Source organism: Ruegeria sp. HKCCA4008, assembly GCF_013033125.1.
GTDB lineage: Bacteria > Pseudomonadota > Alphaproteobacteria > Rhodobacterales > Rhodobacteraceae > Ruegeria.
Genome location: NZ_WQDM01000002.1, coordinates 661669 through 680088, shown reverse-complemented (window position 1 = coordinate 680088; position 18420 = coordinate 661669). Strand labels below are relative to the sequence as shown.

Annotated in this window: 13 protein-coding genes and 1 pseudogene; 9 read left to right on the top strand and 5 right to left on the bottom strand. The window is 58.1% G+C overall.

Annotated features, from left to right (window positions below; all coding sequences use genetic code 11):
* Positions 1 to 136: 136 nt before the first annotated feature.
* Positions 137 to 310: pseudogene (locus GOW60_RS21400) on the top strand (FAD:protein FMN transferase); the annotation flags it as partial.
* Between the two features lie 227 nt (positions 311 to 537).
* Here the strand turns inward: GOW60_RS21400 and GOW60_RS07585 are convergent.
* The 4 genes from GOW60_RS07585 to GOW60_RS07570 form a co-directional block, all read right to left on the bottom strand.
* A complete protein-coding gene (locus tag GOW60_RS07585; protein ID WP_171228811.1) occupies positions 538 to 1329 on the bottom strand; it encodes a xanthine dehydrogenase family protein subunit M in 792 nt (263 codons plus the stop codon).
* Positions 1330 to 1461: 132 nt separating this feature from the next.
* Entirely contained in the window at positions 1462 to 3822 is a 2361-nt protein-coding gene (locus tag GOW60_RS07580) for a xanthine dehydrogenase family protein molybdopterin-binding subunit (RefSeq protein ID WP_171228810.1), read from the bottom strand.
* A gap of 80 nt (positions 3823 to 3902) precedes the next feature.
* A complete protein-coding gene (locus GOW60_RS07575; RefSeq protein ID WP_171228809.1) occupies positions 3903 to 4385 on the bottom strand; it encodes a (2Fe-2S)-binding protein in 483 nt (160 codons plus the stop codon).
* A gap of 28 nt (positions 4386 to 4413) precedes the next feature.
* Positions 4414 to 4938, bottom strand: coding sequence for a CoxG family protein (locus GOW60_RS07570; RefSeq protein ID WP_171228808.1), 525 nt, complete (start codon positions 4936 to 4938; stop codon positions 4414 to 4416).
* A 509-nt stretch (positions 4939 to 5447) separates the two neighbouring features.
* Here GOW60_RS07570 and GOW60_RS07565 point away from each other — a divergent pair.
* From GOW60_RS07565 to GOW60_RS07555, 3 genes are read left to right on the top strand one after another with little or no spacing between them, the layout of a single operon-like run.
* A complete protein-coding gene (locus GOW60_RS07565) occupies positions 5448 to 6131 on the top strand; it encodes a response regulator transcription factor (protein ID WP_171228807.1) in 684 nt (227 codons plus the stop codon).
* A gap of 46 nt (positions 6132 to 6177) precedes the next feature.
* Positions 6178 to 7347 carry an FIST N-terminal domain-containing protein gene (locus GOW60_RS07560; protein WP_171228806.1) on the top strand — a complete coding sequence of 390 codons (1170 nt, stop codon included), beginning with the start codon at positions 6178 to 6180 and terminating at the stop codon, positions 7345 to 7347.
* A gap of 3 nt (positions 7348 to 7350) precedes the next feature.
* Positions 7351 to 9564: a PAS-domain containing protein gene (locus GOW60_RS07555; RefSeq protein WP_171228805.1), complete on the top strand. Its 2214-nt coding sequence runs from the start codon at positions 7351 to 7353 to the stop codon at positions 9562 to 9564.
* A 44-nt stretch (positions 9565 to 9608) separates the two neighbouring features.
* Here GOW60_RS07555 and GOW60_RS07550 read toward each other — a convergent pair whose 3' ends face one another.
* Complete coding sequence (locus GOW60_RS07550; protein WP_171228804.1) at positions 9609 to 10553, bottom strand: LysR family transcriptional regulator; 945 nt, start codon at positions 10551 to 10553, stop codon at positions 9609 to 9611.
* A 129-nt stretch (positions 10554 to 10682) separates the two neighbouring features.
* Between GOW60_RS07550 and GOW60_RS07545 the strand changes: the two genes are divergently transcribed.
* The 5 genes from GOW60_RS07545 (at position 10683) to GOW60_RS07525 (ending at position 18345) form a co-directional block, all read left to right on the top strand.
* Positions 10683 to 11690 (top strand): TAXI family TRAP transporter solute-binding subunit, encoded by a 1008-nt coding sequence (locus GOW60_RS07545; RefSeq protein WP_171228889.1) that lies wholly within the window; start codon positions 10683 to 10685, stop codon positions 11688 to 11690.
* A gap of 80 nt (positions 11691 to 11770) precedes the next feature.
* Positions 11771 to 13984: a TRAP transporter fused permease subunit gene (locus GOW60_RS07540; RefSeq protein WP_171228803.1), complete on the top strand. Its 2214-nt coding sequence runs from the start codon at positions 11771 to 11773 to the stop codon at positions 13982 to 13984.
* Between the two features lies 1 nt (position 13985).
* On the top strand, positions 13986 to 15224 hold the full coding sequence (locus GOW60_RS07535; RefSeq protein WP_171228802.1) for an FAD-binding oxidoreductase: 1239 nt from the start codon (positions 13986 to 13988) through the stop codon (positions 15222 to 15224).
* Between the two features lie 39 nt (positions 15225 to 15263).
* Positions 15264 to 16004 (top strand): aspartate/glutamate racemase family protein, encoded by a 741-nt coding sequence (locus tag GOW60_RS07530; protein WP_171228801.1) that lies wholly within the window; start codon positions 15264 to 15266, stop codon positions 16002 to 16004.
* Positions 16005 to 16167: 163 nt separating this feature from the next.
* Positions 16168 to 18345, top strand: coding sequence for a Tex family protein (locus GOW60_RS07525; RefSeq protein ID WP_171228800.1), 2178 nt, complete (start codon positions 16168 to 16170; stop codon positions 18343 to 18345).
* The last annotated feature ends 75 nt before the right edge of the window (positions 18346 to 18420 follow it).

Sequence of the window (18420 nt, the reverse complement as noted above, 5' to 3'; positions counted from 1 at the left end):
GTCCGCGGCCCTTGGCTGACGTGGTGACAGTTTGCACACCGGACCGGCCAGGGGCGCATCACCCGCCAAGTTCGATTTCCTTGCGGCTGCAACTTTGGATGAAAGGCCGCCTTAGAGCTATGGGCAGGGACTAGCGCTTACCCTGTACGGCATCGCTCAAGGTTTCGCCACCGATCTGGTCGTTTGCGCCTTGCGCAAAGCCGGGTGGGAAAAGGTTCTGGTCAATATCGGAGAGTATTATGCAAGTGGCCATCAGTGGCTGCTGGGCGAACGGATCCAGTGCTCGGACTTGTCGAAGTCACGAATTTGAAAGACCGCGCCATCGCTACGTCTGGTCCAGGCACCGGACGCTACGACGGCAGGCGCGCTTTCAACGGCATTCTGTTACGCCTCAGAGGCTGAAATTGCAGCGACCCTCGCGCAGGCAGCCGGCGAGTGCATCGCGATCTGTGTTCGCCCCAATGGAAAAGTGGTGACGCTGCAAGGATAAAAAGCCCCGGATCACACCGGGACTTTTCGATTTTACCGACCAATTCTTTACAAGCAGTCTTCAACCGCGCGTTTGGTCATGACGGAAACAAGATGGGCTCGATACGCCTTGCTTCCATGCAGATCCGCAATCATGTTCGCCGGGTTGACGCGCAGGTCCATAAGGGCATCAGGGCGAAATTCCTTGTTCAGCGCCTGTTCAGCCTCGGACCACCGGAAAACGCCGTCCTCGCTCGCGCCGGTTACCGCGACGCGTACGCCGTCCGCAAAGCGGGCCAGGTAGACCCCGACAAGCGCAAAACGCGACGCTGGCTGAAGGAACTTCCGGTAGCTTGCGGCTTGCGGTACCGGGAAACGGATTGACGTGATGATTTCACCCTCATCCAGCGCCGTCGTGAACATTCCCTGGAAAAAGTCATCGGCGGCAATCTGGCGGGTATTGGTCACTATAGTCGCCCCTGATCCCAATACTGCTGCCGGATAGCAGGCCGCAGGGTCATTGTTGGCAACCGAGCCGCCAATCGTCCCGCGGTTGCGGACTGCCGGATCGCCAATCTGACCGGCCAGCGCTGCAAGCGCTGGATACGACCCTGCGGCCTCGCGGGCGACGACAGCGTGGGGCGTCGCGCCACCGATCGACACCGATCCGTCATCCTCGATGCAAACGCCTTGCATCTCGGGAATTCCGCTGACCGATACCAACTTGGACGGGGCCGCCAACCGTTGCTTCAATGTTGGGATCAGCGTCTGTCCGCCCCCCAACGCCTGCGCATCCTCGGCGGCCAGTGCAGCAACCGCATCAGCAATGGTCGAGGGTTTCTCAAACTCGAAACTGTACATTTCGTCTTTCCTTTCCGAAAGGCGCGGATCCGCCCTTCATCTGGCTGTAAATATCCCGGGGGTCGTTATTGGTTGCGTCATTGGTCCGAGAAACCAATGGCGACGGGCCGGCCCCCGGTCCGCTCTCTCCACTCAACCGTTCATCGCCGCCCAAACGCGCGAGGGGCTGACCGGCATGTCGATATGGTCCACCGCCTTGCCGCCCGAATTCAGCGCGTCAAGAACCGCGTTGACGACCGCAGGTGGCGACCCGATCGCACCGGCTTCGCCACAGCCCTTTACGCCCAAGGGATTGTGCGTACATGGCGTCTGGCTGGAATGATCTACGCCGTAGAATGGCACGTCATCCGCACGCGGCATCGCATAGTCCATGAAGGACGCACTCAGCAGCTGGCCGTTTTCGTCATAGGCACAGTTCTCAAGCAGCGCCTGCCCGATGCCCTGACCGATACCGCCATGGACCTGACCATCCACGATCATTGGATTGATGATGTTGCCGAAATCATCCGCCGCAGTGAATTTCGCGATGCTGACCTGACCGGTTTCCGGATCGACCTCGACCTCGCAGGCATAGGCGCCTGCCGGGAAGGTAAAGTTGGCCGGATCATAGAAAGCGGTTTCCTCCAATCCGGGCTCCACTTCCAGCGGATAGTTGTGCGGGACATAGGCCGTCAGGGTCACATCGCCCCAGGCCACTGACTTATCGGTACCCGCAACGCTGAACTGACCGTCCTTGAGCTCGATATCGGCCTCGGATGCCTCCAGCAGGTGGGCGGCGATCTTCTTGGCCTTGTCGATCACCTTTTCGGTCGCCTTGACCATGGCCGAGCCACAGACCGCCAGCGAACGCGAACCGTATGTGCCCATACCGAACGGGATTTTCGAGGTATCGCCATGCACGATCTCGACCATCGACTCGTCGATACCGATCATGTCGGCCACCACCTGCGGAAAGGCCGTCTCGTGTCCCTGTCCATGGCTGTGCGCGCCGACCATGACGCTGATGGAGCCTGTCGCATTAACCCGAACAGTTGCTGCATCATAGAGGCCCGCTCGGGCCCCGAGCATTCCGACAATGTTGGAAGGCGCGATGCCGCAGGCCTCGATATAGCAGTTGATGCCCAAACCCCGAAGCTTGCCGTTGGCTTCACTTTGCGCGCGCCGCGCTGCAAAACCTGCCAGATCGGCGGCGGCCTCAAGCTTGTCCATCGTTCCGTTGTAGTCCCCGGTGTCATAGGTCAGCGCCACCGGCGTGTCGTAGGGGAACTGCGTGATGAAGTTCTGTCGACGCAGGGCGATCGGATCGACACCCAGTTCGCGCGCGGCTTTGTCGATCACACGTTCCAGCTGATACGTCGCCTCGGGGCGGCCTGCGCCGCGATAGGCGTCCACCGGCACCGTGTTGGTGAACATCGCCTTCACGTTCACCTGAATGACCGGCGTCTTGTAGTTGCCCGCCATCAGCGTCCCGTGCAGCCAGGTCGGGACCGAGCTGGAAAACGTCGACAGATACGCGCCCAGATTGGCGTATGTGTTGGTGCGCAGGCCGACGAAATTGTTGTCGGCATCCAGCGCCAGCTCGATCTTGCTGACATGGTCGCGGCCCTGTGCATCCGACATGAACGCCTCGGACCGGCTGGCCGTCCACTTGACCGGGCGGTTGCAGGCCTTGGCGGCAAAGGTACAGAATGCCTCTTCCGCATAGTGGAAAATCTTGGTGCCGAAACCGCCGCCCACATCCGGCGCCACGACGCGGACCTTGTGCTCGGGCAGGCCGAGCACGAAGGCGCACATCAGCAGCCGGATCACATGCGGGTTCTGCGACGTGGTATAAAGCGTATACTCATCCGTGCCCCGGCTGTATTCCGCCACGGCCACGCGCGGTTCCATCGGGTTGGCGACCAGACGGTTGTTCACAAGCTCCAGCGTGGTGACATGAGCGGCGTTGGCAAACACCTCGTTCACCTTGGCATCGTCCGCCTCACCCAGCTGCCAGTCATAGCAGATGTTGTTCTTCAGATCGTCATGGACCAGCGTCGCGCCATCCTGCGCGGCTGCCTTCATGTCGATCACCGCGGGCAGTTCCTCGATATCCACTTCGATGGCCTCAGCCGCGTCGCGGGCCTGCTCAAGACTGTCGGCCACAACGGCTGCGATCGGGTCGCCCACATGACGCACTTTGCCTTGCGCCAGAATGGGGTGCGGCGGCTCTTGCATCGGCGCGCCGTGCTTGTCGGTGACTTCCCAGCCGCAGGGCATACCGCCCACGCCTTCGAAATCCTTGCCGGTAAACACCTTGACCACGCCCGGCATGCCTTCGGCCGCCGAAGTGTCCACGGATTTGATCCGGCCATGCGCGATGTCGGACCGCAGAAAATGCACATAGGCCTGGCCATGCACGTTGATGTCGTCGGTATAATTGCCTGCTCCGGTCAGAAAGCGTACGTCCTCGCGCCGCTTGGAACTGGCTCCGATGCCACTGTCTTTGGGCATTGCTTGTTCTCCTCCCATAAACGGATGCTGCTGCATCCCTCACTCATCCCACGGGCGTGCTTCCGACGCCCGCAGCGGCATCATTCCGCAGCGATGCTGCCCACGTCCTGGCCGGATGCGGCCATGATCGCTTTGACGATGTTGTGATACCCGGTACAGCGGCACAGGTTGCCCTCCAGATACTTCCGGATTTCGGCTTCGGTCGGGCGCGGGTTGTCTTTCAGCAGCGCGGCGGCGCTCATCACCATGCCCGGAGTGCAGAATCCGCATTGCAGACCGTGGTGATCCTGAAACGCCTGCTGGATCACGTTCAACGACCCATCCGCTGTTGCCTGGCCTTCGATCGTGCCGACATCAGCCCCATCTGCTTCGGCAGCCAGCATGTTGCACGATTTCACCGCTTCGCCATTCACATGCACCACGCAAGCGCCGCATTGCGCAGTGTCGCACCCCACATGCGTGCCCGTCAAAGACAGATGATCGCGCAGGAAACCGGACAGCAATGTCCGGCCCTCGACGTCTCCGCTTACGGCTTTGCCGTTCACGGTCATGGAAATTTTCATGACTTTCTCCTCCCTGAATTCCAAAGGATCAACCGCCTAACACGCGCTTGATCCAACCTTTCTTTTCTTCCCCGGTCTCGCCTTCTTCCGAGGTTTCGGGCTCGGGCGCATCCTGAGGTTCGACCGCATTCTGAAAGTTCTCAAAGAACTGGTCGGCCATTTTTCTGGCAACCCCATCGATCACGCGCCCCCCCAACTGAGCCAGTTTGCCACCGACGCGTGCATCTACCGCGTAGGTCAGCAATGTGCCTTCGGGGGCATCCGACAAGGTGACGTCGGCCGCGCCTTTGGCAAATCCGGCGGCTCCTCCCTTACCTTCACCCGATAACTTCACGCTTTCAAGCTCCACGAGATCAGAAAGGGTTACAGAGCCTTTGAACGTCGCTTTGACCGGGCCTACTTTTTGCACGACGGTGGCCTCGAACCCGTCTTCGATCGAGCCTGTCATCTCCTGACATCCCGGCACGCATTCCTTCAGAACTTCAGCCGACAAGAGCGAGGCCCAGACTTTGGATCGCGGCGCGGCGATGACGCGGCTGTCATTGAGTTCCATGTCACTTCTCCAAGTATATTTTTGTTACGCTACGCGGTGTTCGCAGCCTTGCCTATAAGACCTTGGGTGTAGTCACCGCAGGGCAGGGGGTGAATGTGTAAGGCCGCGACGTTTGAAGATTTCCGCGATACGCCCTTCCTGCGACATCGCTGATTTGGAAACACCAGCATCATAGCTGCGTAACCGAAAATTGAAACGCGACTGATATTGGCTCAGGTCGCCAGCAGTTCTGATATCCAGGACGTCGGATAGTGCATTCACTTCGCTGGGCGACCAAGACGGAGGAGAATACTTGGTCGTTCCTGACATGCTCGGGCATCGCCGGGCAGCCTGCAACCCGGGCAAGAGAACGGCGGGCTGATCCGGTTCAGTTACAGAACATGTCACACGCTTCTGATCCTGATCCGGGGTGCGCGGTGCTATACGACCTTCCGCCAGTATGCGTGGTTTTCATTCGTTGCTAGGATTGGTTAGGCTGGAGACCATTTGAATGCAAAAGGCTATACCAAATGCTTGCTGAGTCCGCCGCGCGCAGTGATTTCGAAAACGTGCTGATCGTTGATGACCATCCATTGTTTTGCGACGCCTTGTCGATGACCCTGCAAAGTGTGGCTCAGATCCGGGAAGTCCATACGGCAGACCGGCTGGAGGTCGCGTTGGATCTGCTGGCAAAAGGGCTGAAACCCGATGCGGTCATGCTGGATCTCAATTTGCCGGATGTGGACGGCCTGGAAGGTCTGATCCGCTTGAAGGCTGCCGCAAGCGCACCGGTGATCGTGGTGTCGTCGCTGACGGACAACCGCGTTGTCAGCAAGGTGATACGGGCCGGCGCATCAGGCTATGTCCCCAAGCACAGCCAGCGCGACGTGTTCCGCACTGCATTCGAAACAGTGCATGCCGGTGACGTTTTCGTGCCGGAGGGCTGCGTTTTGATTGACACCGAGGAAGAGGACGAACACGGCGAAGCGGTCAAACGACTGGCGACACTGACAAATCAGCAGGCGCGCATCTTGCAACTGATCTGCGAAGGTAAACTGAACAAGCAAATCGCCTATGACTTGTCGATTGCGGAAACGACGGTCAAAGCGCATGTGACGGCAATAATGCGAAAACTGGGTGTCCAAAGCCGTACGCAGGCGGTTCTGATCGTCAAGAAAGCGTCCTTTGCCAGTGTCTTGCAAGACCAAGGCTAAGCGTCATACTCTCACGTCATAGTCGCGCTTTTAGGGAGGAGGCACGATGGACCAAGCAGTCGGGTGGGCAACAGCCCGGACCCGTGCGCAAGGCATCGTCAAAACGGCTTTTGCACGACACGACACCGGGCAGTCGATCGAGACACTCAGACGCCAGTTGGGTGATGACCCACTTGCGCTTGTCATTCTTTTTGTCAGCCCGAACGCCGATGCATCCGTGGTGATCGCGGATGCCGAGCGCGCCTTTGCGCCGACCCCGATTGTTGGTTGCACCACCGCCGGAGAGCTGGCGGATAATGGGTATTGCGATGATCAGATCGTCGCGATCGGCCTGCCGCAATCCCATTTCGACATACGCACGGTTCTTGTTCCGGATCTGAACGAATTCGATTCCGACAGCATCATCAAAGAGATGATCCACAACAGAAATGTAATGATGGCGAACGCACCCGACTGGAGCCATGAATTCACTTTCCTGATGATCGACGGGCTGTCGACAAAAGAAGATGAACTGACGTCGGAATTGGCTGTGGGGCTGGGACCGGTGCCATTGTTCGGCGGTTCGGCGGGAGATGGAACCAAATTCGGGCGCACATATGTTCTGTATCAGGGGCAGGCAAGAAGCAACGCAGCCGTACTCACGCAGGTTCGCACGCGGTGTCCGATCAAGGTGTTCAAAACCGATCACCTTCTGCCCACCGCCCATCGCATGGTCGTGACCAAGGCAGACCCGGCAAAACGCATCGTTCAGGAAATCAATGCCGAACCCGCTGCCCGCGAATACGCCCGTATTCTCGGCAAAGACCCGGAACAGCTCACCACATTCACATTCGCGGCCCATCCAGTGGTTGTGCAAATAGGCGGGCAACACCATGTCCGCGCGATCCAGCAGGTGGCGGGAAATGGCGATCTCGTCTTTTTTTCGGCGATTGACGAAGGCTTGGTCCTGACGCTGGCAGAACCTCGGGACATGGTTGAACATCTACAGGAAGAAATCAGCCTGTTGACCGAGAAGCAGCAACCCGACACCATTTTGGGTTGTGACTGCATCCTTCGTCGGCTGGAGGCCCAGCAAAAGCAGAAGACGCACGCGATCTCGGACATCCTGTCCCGCCATCACGTGGTCGGTTTCTCGACCTATGGAGAGCAATTCAATTCGATCCATGTGAACCAGACCCTGACCGGCGTGGCGATATACCCGCCCGAGAAAGAGTAAGGTATGATCGAGCATCTCACAGACCCCTCGGACTCACTTGGTCGTCAGAACGAGAAGCTTAGGAAAATCGCCGAAGCCCTGATGCGGCGGGTCGAAGAATCCACCAATGCCTCTGGCGCGGCTTATGCTCAGTTCCAACGGGCGGCGGTGCTTGAACAAGAGGTCCGCGCCCGTACGGATGACCTTGAGCGTGCGCTTGAGCTTCTGAATGACTCCAACGCCAGGCTGGCGCAGGCCAACAAGGAAACCGAAGCGGCGCGCGCAGATTTGGCAAATGCGATCGAAACGGTGCAGGAAGGCTTTGCCCTGTTCAATCGTGACGAAGAACTGGTGCTGTGCAACAGCCGGTTCGGGATGCATATGCCCGACATTCAGGAACAGCTGAACCCCGGCTTGCGCTTTGCCGATTACGTGGAACTGGTCAGCCAATCCGGGTTCCTGTCCTTGCCAGAGACAATGACCCCAGAGGACTGGGCCAGAAGCCGCCTGGATCGTCACGCAGATGATCACGTGGTGTTCAATGTTCGTCTTTCGGGCAATCGGTGGACGCAAGTGTCAGAACACCGCACCCCAGACGGGGGCACCGTGATCCTGCAAACTGACGTAACAGACATCATGCGGATCGAACGGCAAGAAAGGGATCGCATTCTTGACGATAAGGCGCGGCTGATCCGCGCTACGCTTGAACATATCGATCAGGGCGTCTGCATCTTTGACAACAAGCACCGCATGATCGGGTGGAACACCCGCGCAAGCGAGCTTTTGGCAATACCGATCACTCAGTTTCAGATGGGCACGCGGTTTGAAACCCTGTCTAATCGCTTGGGCGACAACATCAGCTTTCAGAAAGGCATAACCGAGGCGGATCTGCTGGATTGGGTCAGCCGACCAACCTATCGCCGCCCTCTTCAGTTCCAGATGCATCGGGGGCGATCGAAAATCCTGTCGGTCTTTGCCCAGGAAATGCCCGATCGGGGCTTTGTGATTTCCTTTACCGATGTAACTGCGGAACGGAGGTCTGCGCAGGCCTTGTATGAAGCCAAGGAACTTTTGGAACAACGTGTGGCGTCACGCACAATGGAACTTGCGGACGCGCTGAACGAGGCTGAACGGGCGAACGCGTCAAAATCGCGTTTTGTGGCCGCCGCCAGCCATGACCTGTTGCAACCTCTGTCTGCTGCAAAGCTCTATGTTGCGTCACTGGGCAGCGGTTTGGACACTGACACCGCGCAGACCGTTGCAGCAAAAGCAGAAAGCGCCCTGAACAGTGTCGAACACATTCTCGAAGCCCTGCTGGACATCTCAAAGCTGGATTCCGGGCGGGCCAAGGCGCATCTGTCCACGGTGTCGGTGGGCGAGCTTTTCTTGCAGATGGAAGACGCATTCAATCCCGTCGCCCAGGCCAAAGGTCTGAAACTGCGTTTTGTTGACACAAAGGCTCTGGTCACAAGCGATGCCAGTTACCTTCGGCGTATATTGCAGAATCTGCTGTCAAACGCGATCCGGTATACCGAGACCGGGAAAGTTCTTGTTGGTGTCAGGCATCGCAAGAACGCAATTGCTTTGGAAGTCTGGGACACGGGCATCGGCATAGCATCAGATCAAAGAGATATCGTGTTTCAGGAATTTCAGCGTTTGCATTCAGATGCCAGCGCCGCCGAAGGCATGGGGTTGGGTCTTGCGATTGTCGAGCGGGCCTGCGGATTGCTTCAACACCCCATCCACCTGTTTTCCGAAGTTGGAAAGGGCACGGGGTTTTCGGTCGAAATACCTTTGGCCCGGGCGAAACCAGAGGTTTCTCTCTGCTCCTCAGTGGTACAAAAACCAAACTCGAATGTGCTGGGCAACACCGTCGCCCTGTTGATCGAAAACGATGAAAACCTGCGCGGGGCGTTGACCATGACCATCGAATCCTGGGGCGTCGAGGTTCTGGAATGCGAAAGCGAAAGCGAAGCGATTGGCCTTCTGCGCGAAATAGGCATCCTGCCAGACTTTGTTGTCGCCGACTATCAATTGAACAACGGAAAAACAGGCACGGACGCCATGCGCGCCCTAACGGATGAATTCGGGCATTTGCCCGGCTGTATTATCTCAGCCAATCGATCACAAGAGCTTGTCCAGCAATGCAAACAAGCAAAGCTGCCGCTGTTTTACAAACCGATAGATCCGCAACTGCTCAAATCGACGCTGGAGGCCTCTGTTGCGCGCGGCATCTGAGTTCTTCCGGTTGTCGTCTGCGTCGCAGTGCGGCCGGGTGTCTTTCAGAAGTCTTCAGTCCGCGGGTTGGCGTTGGTCTGATCCAGCATCGACACAACTTCCGCCTTCCATCCCGCTTTTATTTTCAGCGCCAATTGCGACGGGGGGCGATGATCCGGCGACAGGATGGCGTATTCGTATCTGAGGGGGTCCTTGAAAGGCAGGAATACCACACGGCCATGCGAGATATTCAGCTTCCGTTCCGTCGCAACGGTCAACGGATCGACAATCGAGCAGCACTGCCCCGATCCAACAAACGGAATGAGCGGAAGAAAATACTGGCACGTCACACTTGGTTTGTAAGTGGCGGCAACCATCTGAAAAGCGCGTTGCACTTTCTTCTGAAAAGGGTGGGTGTCATACAGTCCACCCATTGGCACATCATCGAGATCCGAAATCGTCACAGCCTTTTCTTTCGCCAACGGGTTGTCCCGATCCATTGCGCAAAAGCAGTCTCCGCTGATGATCTCTGCTGTGAATTGCGGCTTCTTTCCGACCGCGTGTTCGAAATCAGCAAACCCGAAATCAATGTTCTGAGTGCCTGCAAGTTCCATTATCTGTGGCGAACTGCGGGTTGACAGCGTAACCCGGATGTCCGGGTTCCCGCCAACTGAACGGCTGATGAAATTCGGGAAGGCAAAAATGGACGGTCCCGGCATTGCCGCAATGTTCAGATTGCCCGAACTTCCTTTAAGAAGCCCGTGCATCGTGCTGGAAACCGTAGATAATCTGTCCAGTATTCCGGTGGTCTCGGCCAACAGGTAATGCGCCTCTGGCACTGGGATCAAACGCCGGCCTTTTCGTTCGAAAAGGGTCAGTCCAAGACTTCTTTCCAGGTTCTTGATTGCCAGGCTGATCGCGGGTTGTGTCCTGTTCAGCTTCTTTGCGGTTTGAGAGATGGACCCGGTTTCCATCACCTCACGAAAAACGGTCAATTGAGCAAGGTTCATGTTAAATATATAAGCAAAACTTTCGTTTTGTTAAATATAACAAATTTGTATTTATGATAAAACTCCATAGGCTGAACGGATCAGAATTCGGACAAACCGAATCCAATGATCCACAACTGGGAGCTTATGATGAGATTGATGAAATGCCTGACGGGTTTGGCTTTGGCGGGTGCATTGGCTGCACCGGCGTTTGCACAGGACCCAACCTTTTTCCGCATCGGCACCGGCGGTGCAGGCGGCACTTATTTCCCGATCGGCGGGACCATCGCCAACGGAATTTCGGCCCCTCCGGGCTCACGCCCCTGCGAAGAGGGCGGCCAATGCGGCGTGCCCGGGTTGATCGCGATTGCACAGTCAACAACGGCGTCAGTCTTCAACAATGCCGCCGTGCAAAACGGCGAGCTTGAGGCCGGCCTGGCCGCGGCAGATGTAACCCGTTCGATGTATCTGGGTGAGGGCAAGTTTGAAGGCAAACCCCACCCGAAACTGCGCATCGTCGCAAACCTGTTCCCGGAAGACCTGCACCTGGTTCTTCCCGCAGGCCAGACGATCAACGATCTGAGTGATCTCAAAGGCAAGCGCGTTGGTATTGCCCAAGCTGGTTCCGGCACGCAGGTGGCTGTGTTGCAAATGCTGGAAGCATGGGGCGTCAACCGTGACAATATGGATGAGGCCGAGTTGAACAACAGCCAGAGCGCCGAGCGTCTGGCCGATGGCCAACTGGACGCCTATTTCTACGCAGCAGGATGGCCGGTTGCCGCGATGGTGCAGTTGTCTTCGACCAAGGGCATGAACCTGCATTCCTTCAGCGATGAAGATTTGGCAAAGATCAACGAGATCATTCCTGCCTATATCCCGTCCGCTATCCCGGGTGGTGTATATGAAGGCATCGATTCCGAAACCAAGACCCCCGCGGTAAGCGCGATGCTGGTTGTTTCATCGGATCTGTCCGAAGATCTGGTCTATCAGCTGACCAAGGCCCTGTGGAACGACAACACGCGCAAGCTGCTGGACAACGGCCACGCAAAAGGCAAGCAGATCACGCCTGATACTGCGCTCGACGGCGTCGAGGCGCTGGGTGTTCCGCTGCATCCGGGTGCCGAGAAATTCTATAAAGAAGCCGGTCTTCTTCAATAACCACACCTGACTGAAACCTGTCGTCGGTGCCCCTTCCCGGGGCACCGCACTCTGGAATTATGCGAAATCGGGGGGCCATCATGTCCGAGACCCAGAAACTTGATGACCACGAACTGACGGCCGAGGAACTGGCGGCCATCGAAGAACAGTTCGACGAAGGCGCCGCTGTCCGGCAGGTCACGCCCACGGCAGGCAAGGTGTTGCGTGTCGTCGCCCTGATCTTTGCATTCTACGAATTCTTCACGGCTGGGTTCGGTCTGCCTGCCGACCACTGGCATATGGGCATCTATCTGGCTCTGCTGTTCATTCTGGTCTACGCCACGATCCCGATTGTCGGGGCCAAAAGCCTCTATGCTCTCAAAGTCAGTCGCTTCCGCATCGGCAACGTCCCTTTTTATGATCTGGTGTTCATGGCGCTTGGCATTATCGCCGCGCTTTACGTGGGTTTCGCCTGGCGCGGCATCCCGTTCCTGGGGATCGAGGAACAAACCTTCCGCATGGGCAACCCAAACAGCTATGATGTGATCCTCGGCGTCATCATCATCCTTCTGGTTTTGGACATTGCGCGCCGCACGCTGGGTTGGGTGCTGCCGCTGATCATCTGCGTATTCATCTCATACGCGCTGATGGGTCCCTATTTTCCCGGATTGCTGCAACATCCGGGCGTGAACTTCAAAACCTTCGTGTCGTCGATGTATTTCCCGCAGGAAGGAATCTATGGCGTGACGCTTTGGGTCGTTTCGACCATCGTGTTCCACTTTGTCCTGTTCGGCGTGATCGCTCAGCGAACGGGGCTTGGACAATTGTTCATTGATAACGCAACCATTTTGGCGGGTCGCTATACGGGCGGTCCGGCCAAAGTGTCGGTGGTATCCTCGGCCTTCTTCGGCACGATCTCGGGCTCTTCGGTGGCCAACACCGTTTCGACCGGCGCGCTGACAATTCCCAACATGAAGCGCCTTGGATACCCCGGTCACTTTGCAGGTGGGGTCGAGGCCGCGTCCTCGGCCGGTGGTCAGATCACTCCGCCCATCATGGGCGCTGCGGCTTTCATCATGGCCGAGTTCCTCGAGGTGCCCTATACCACAATCGTGATCGCGGCGATCTTTCCGGCGATCCTGCACTATGTCGGCGTCTTTGCCGTGGTGCATCTGATGGCGCGCAAGCTGAACCTGCAAGGTCTGGCGAAAGAGCAATTGCCGCAGCTCAAGGCTGTCTGGGCCGAGGGCTGGGCCAATATCGTGCCGCTGATCGGTCTGCTGGTGGTTCTGTTCACGGGATACACGCCCTTCATGTCGGCCTTCTGCGGCATATCGCTGGCGGTGATCGCAGGCATGTCGCGGGTCAAGCAACCGCCAACACTGATCTACGCAGCGGCGTTTCTTGCGTTCGTGCTTTGGAAATTCTCCGACGGTGGGTTCGACCTGTCCATGACCGCGATTCTGTGCGGATTGTCGGTAATCGCCACGCTGAACCCGCAGAAGCGGATCGAAGTGCCCGAGATGCTGCAAGCGGTTGAGTTGGGTGTGAAATACTCTCTGGCCGTGGGCGCTGCAGCCGCCGCAGTGGGTATCGTGGTGGGTGTCATCAACACCACTGGCATCGGCTTTCGCATCGGCTTCATGGTCACGCAGGGCGCGGGCAATCTGGCTTCCGATCTTTACAACATGATCTCGTTCGGCAGTTTCCAACTGTTTGCGATGGAAGACCTGCAATTGTTTATCTCGCTGGTCTTCATTGCCATCGTCTGCATTCTGATGGGTGCCGGCATCCCGACCACGGCGCTGTACATCATGCTCGTCTCGGTCGCGCAGCCGGCGCTGGCGCAGTTGGGGGTTCCACCCATCGCCAGCCATCTGTTCGTGTTGTATTACGGCGTGGTCTCCGAGATCACACCTCCGGTCTGTACGTCGGCCTATGCGGCGGCGGCGATTGCGAATTCCAACCCGTTCCGCACCGGGCTGTCCGCCTTTACGCTGGGACTGGGCAAGGTCATCGCACCAATGGCGTTCGTCTATGCGCCGGTTTTGCTGTTCGTGTCTTCCACCGGGTTCGATCTTTGGGAATTTACCTATACCGCCGCCAGCTGTATCGCCGGTGTCATCGCCCTTTCGGCAGCGGTCGTGGGGTATTGGTTGCAGCCACTCAACCTCGTGTCGCGCATCCTGATGGCCATTGCCGGGATTATCTTCGTGGCGCCCACGCTGACGGCTGACCTGATCGCATTGGTGGTGGCGTCTCCTGTCATCGTCACTCAGGTGATCGCCCGCAGCCGAATTCAAGCAACGGTCTGACATGCCTGAACAAGTGACCATCATCGGCGCCGGGATCGTCGGTCTGTGCTGTGCGCTCTCGTTGCAGGAGCGCGGTATTGCCGTGCGTCTGATCGACCGTGGAGAACCGGGGCAGGAGACATCGTTCGGCAATGCCGGTGTCGTCTCGCCCTGGTCGGTCATTCCACAGGCCACGCCGGGTATCTGGAAAACGATCCCCGGGATGCTGTTGGACCCGAAAAGCGCGTTGACGGTCAGACCTGCGTACTGGCCCAGGATGATACCCTGGGGCCTGAGGTTCCTGAAGAATTCAAGCGTGAAATCCGTACGCAATATCTCGGACGCAATGGAGGTGCTGTGCCGCCCGTCGATAGATCTGTACCGAAGACATCTGCAAAATACCGGGCACGAAGACCTTATTGTTGATTCCAACTATATCCACGCGTTTCGCAACCCCGATCAGGCTGACCTGAAAGAACTGGGATATCTGATCCGGCAGGAAAAAGGCGGACATCTAGAACGGATTGACGGACCGGAATTGCGCCGGATCGAACCTGCGTTGTCCCGAGATTTCAAGGCTGCGATCCTGATCAAGGGACAGGCGCGGGTCACGTCTCCTGGCCGGGTCGGTGCGGTTTTGGCCGACACGGCCCGTCAACAAGGCGCCGAGTTCGTGCGGACAGATGTCAAAGAATTAAAGCGCACGGAAGACGGACAATGGCACTTAACGTCACCGGCCGGCGCGCTTCACGCCGATACTGTCGTGCTGGCGGCCGGGGTTTGGTCTGCCGGGTTGCTGAAACCTTTGGGTTTGCCCGTACCACTGGTGGCCGAGCGTGGATACCACGTCCAATTCCCGACCCCCTCTGCCAGCCTGGAAAACTCGGTGATGGACGTGGACGCCAAGGTGGTGGCCAGCTCGATGCAGGACGGTCTGCGTGTGGCGGGCACGGCCGAATTCGGCAGCATCGACGCGCCGCCAGACCCACGCAAACAGTCGCTTCTGACCGCACAGGCCCGCGCAATGATGCCGGATCTGAACACCGCGGATACACAGTTCTGGATGGGCCGACGCCCGTCTTTTCCCGACAGTTTGCCTGCGATCGGTCCGGTTGAAGGACACAAGGGCCTGTTCACCGCCTTTGGTCATTCCCATTACGGTTTGATGATGGCCCCCAAAACAGGTGAGCTTGTGGCTGACCTGGTGTCAGGGCAGCGCCTCAACATCCCGTTGGATTCATTCGCCTTGTCGCGATTTTGACGCGCAACAACCACCGTTTCGAAGAAGGATTACCCCGTCATGCCAATCTACCAGGGTGGACAGAATATCTGCGGAGCCTCTATCGGGGTTTTGTGTTTGGAAAGCTATTTTCCCAAACCTCCCGGTCATATCAAGAACCCTTCCAGCCTGCCATTCCCGGTGCTGTACGAGATGATAGATGGCGTCACGGTGCCGACGCTGCTGAACAATCCGACGCCTGATCTGCTGAACCCCTTCATAAAAGGCGCGCAACGGCTTGAGGCTGAGGGCGTGCGCGCCATTACCGGAAGTTGCGGGTTTCTCGCCCTGTTCCAAAAAGAGTTGGCCGCAGCCGTATCGGTGCCTGTCTTCGCTTCGAGCCTGATACAGGTGCCGTTGGCCTTTCACATGACCGGGGCCAGCGCACCGGTCGGGGTGATTACAGCAGATTCGTCAGCGCTGACGCAACGCCATTTCGAAGGCGTTGGAGCGGGGGGCGTTCCGGTGGCCGTACAGGGTCTGGAACACACCAGTGAGTTTGCCGAAGTCATCCTGCGCAACGCTCGCAACCGAATGGACACAGATCTGATCGAGGCCGAAGTGCTGGACGCTGCGCGCAGGCTGAAGCGCGAAACGCCCGAAATACGCTCTGTGGTGTTGGAATGCACAGATCTTCCGCCTTATGCAAAGCGCATTCAGGAAGACCTGAAACTGCCGGTCTTTGACCTGACGACGCTGGCGCAAATGGCGCACAATGTAGGCGCGCGCACCGGGTATTGCGGGCTGATGCCGTGGGGCTGAGGCCTTTGCAGGCTGGTGTTTTCATTCAATGGCTCAGACATGTCGAATAGCCGCGAAAACAGTCGCTGTTTGCCGATGCCTTTCGACGGGCCGATACAAGGGACTTTCCCTTGCTGAAACGGCTGGTTAAGAAGCCCTTCCACTGCCGTTTCAGGAGGCCCCCTTGGACCGTATCGCCCGCACCATAGCCACCGAGATCAATGCACGTCCCGATCAGGTCGGTGCTGCGATCAATCTATTGGACGACGGAGCGGCGGTTCCCTTTGTCGCCCGCTATCGGAAAGAAGCAACCGGTGGGTTGGACGACACCCAATTGCGCCTTCTGTCCGAGCGTTTGACCTATCTGCGTGAGCTTGAGGCACGGCGGGAAACCATCCTGAAGTCGATAAAAGAACAGGGGAAGCTGACCGAAGATCTGAGTAAATCGATAGCTCGGGCAGAAACCAAGGCACAGCTGGAAGACATCTATCTGCCTTACAAGCCCAAGCGGCGCACCAAGGCGATGATCGCGCGTGAAAACGGGCTGGAACCCCTGGTCGAAGCCATTCTGGCCGATCGCGATGCGGACCCGGAAACACTGGTCGGGGCATACCTGAGCGAGGCCGTTGCCACCCCTCGTGACGCGCTGAACGGCGCGCGGGACATTCTGACTGAACGATTGACGGAAAATGCGACTCTGCTGGGTGAGTTGCGGGCCTTCATGCAGCGCGAGGCGCTGCTCAGTGCAAGGGTTGTCGACGGGAAAGAAAAGGAAGGCGCCAAGTTCAGTGATTATTTTGACCATTCCGAACGATGGGCGGATGTTCCGTCACATAGGGCATTGGCAATGCTGCGGGCGTCAAAAGAGGGCATTGTTTCACTTGATATCGCGCCGGAACCAGAGTTCGGGGCAGCTCGGGCCGAATCCATCGTGGCCGCGCATTTGCAGACCCGTGGCCAAGGACCGGGTGATGCCTGGTTGCGCAAGGTTGCCGGGTGGACATGGCGGGTCAAGCTTTCGCTGTCGATGATGGTCGAACTGATGGCCGAACTGCGTAGTCGGGCACAGGACGAGGCAATTCAGGTCTTTTCACGCAACCTCAAGGACTTGCTGTTTGCCGCTCCGGCGGGTGCCAAGGCCACTTTGGGCCTTGATCCCGGCATCCGCACCGGCGTGAAAGCGGCGGTGGTTGACGCAACGGGCAAGGTCGTGGCCACTGACACGTTATATCCCTTTCAACCCAAAAACGATTTGCGCGGAGCGCAGGCTGTCATCCTGAATCTGATCTCGGCCCACCAGATCGAACTGATCGCCATCGGAAACGGAACGGCGAGCCGGGAAACCGAACGGTTGGTTGCAGATACGCTGGCTCTGCTCCCCAAGGCGGTAAAAGCGCCGACCAAGGTGGTAGTGTCCGAAGCGGGGGCTTCGGTCTATTCCGCGTCGGAGCTGGCAGCACGAGAGTTTCCCGATCTGGACGTTTCGCTGCGTGGGGCGGTGTCCATCGCCCGGCGATTGCAGGACCCATTGGCAGAACTGGTCAAAATCGAACCGAAATCCATCGGCGTCGGGCAATATCAGCATGACGTTGACCAGCACCGCCTGTCGCAATCCCTGGATTCCGCGATCGAGGATGTCGTGAACGCGGTCGGGGTTGACCTGAACACGGCCTCTGCACCTTTGCTTGCGCGCGTGTCGGGGCTGGGCCCCGCGCAAGCCGAAGCCATCGTCGCCCATCGCGATCTGAACGGGCCGTTCCAATCACGCAAGGACCTGTTGTCCGTTGCCGGGCTGGGGCCGCGTGCCTTTGAACAATGCGCCGGGTTTCTTCGCGTAAGGGACGGCGCCGAACCGCTTGATGCGTCGTCGGTGCACCCCGAAGCCTATGAAGTCGCCCGCCGCGTCGTGTCGGCCTGCGGGCGGGATATCAGGCACATCATGGGCCATGAGGGGGCCTTGAAAGGGTTGCGGGCACAGCAATTCGTAACCGAAGATTTCGGCCTGCCCACGGTTCTGGATATCTTTGCCGAGCTTGAGAAACCCGGACGAGACCCCCGGCCCAGCTTTGTCACGGCCACTTTCGCGGATGGCATCGAAGAGATAACCGATCTGAAACCCGGAATGGTTCTTGAGGGCACCGTGACGAACGTGGCGGCCTTTGGGGCCTTTGTGGATGTGGGCGTTCATCAGGACGGTCTGGTTCACGTCAGCCAGTTGGCCGACCGCTTCGTCAAGGACCCGCACGAGGTCGTCAAGGCCGGGCAAGTCGTGAAAGTGCGCGTTGTCGAGGTGGATGTACCCAGAAAACGGATCGGGCTTTCGATGCGCAAACAGGGCGGCGGCGGAAAGCGGCGCGCCTGATCTGCAATCTGCACATTATCCGGGCGTAACGACATGAAGGCGTTACCCGCTGGAAATAGCGTGCAGACCGATACG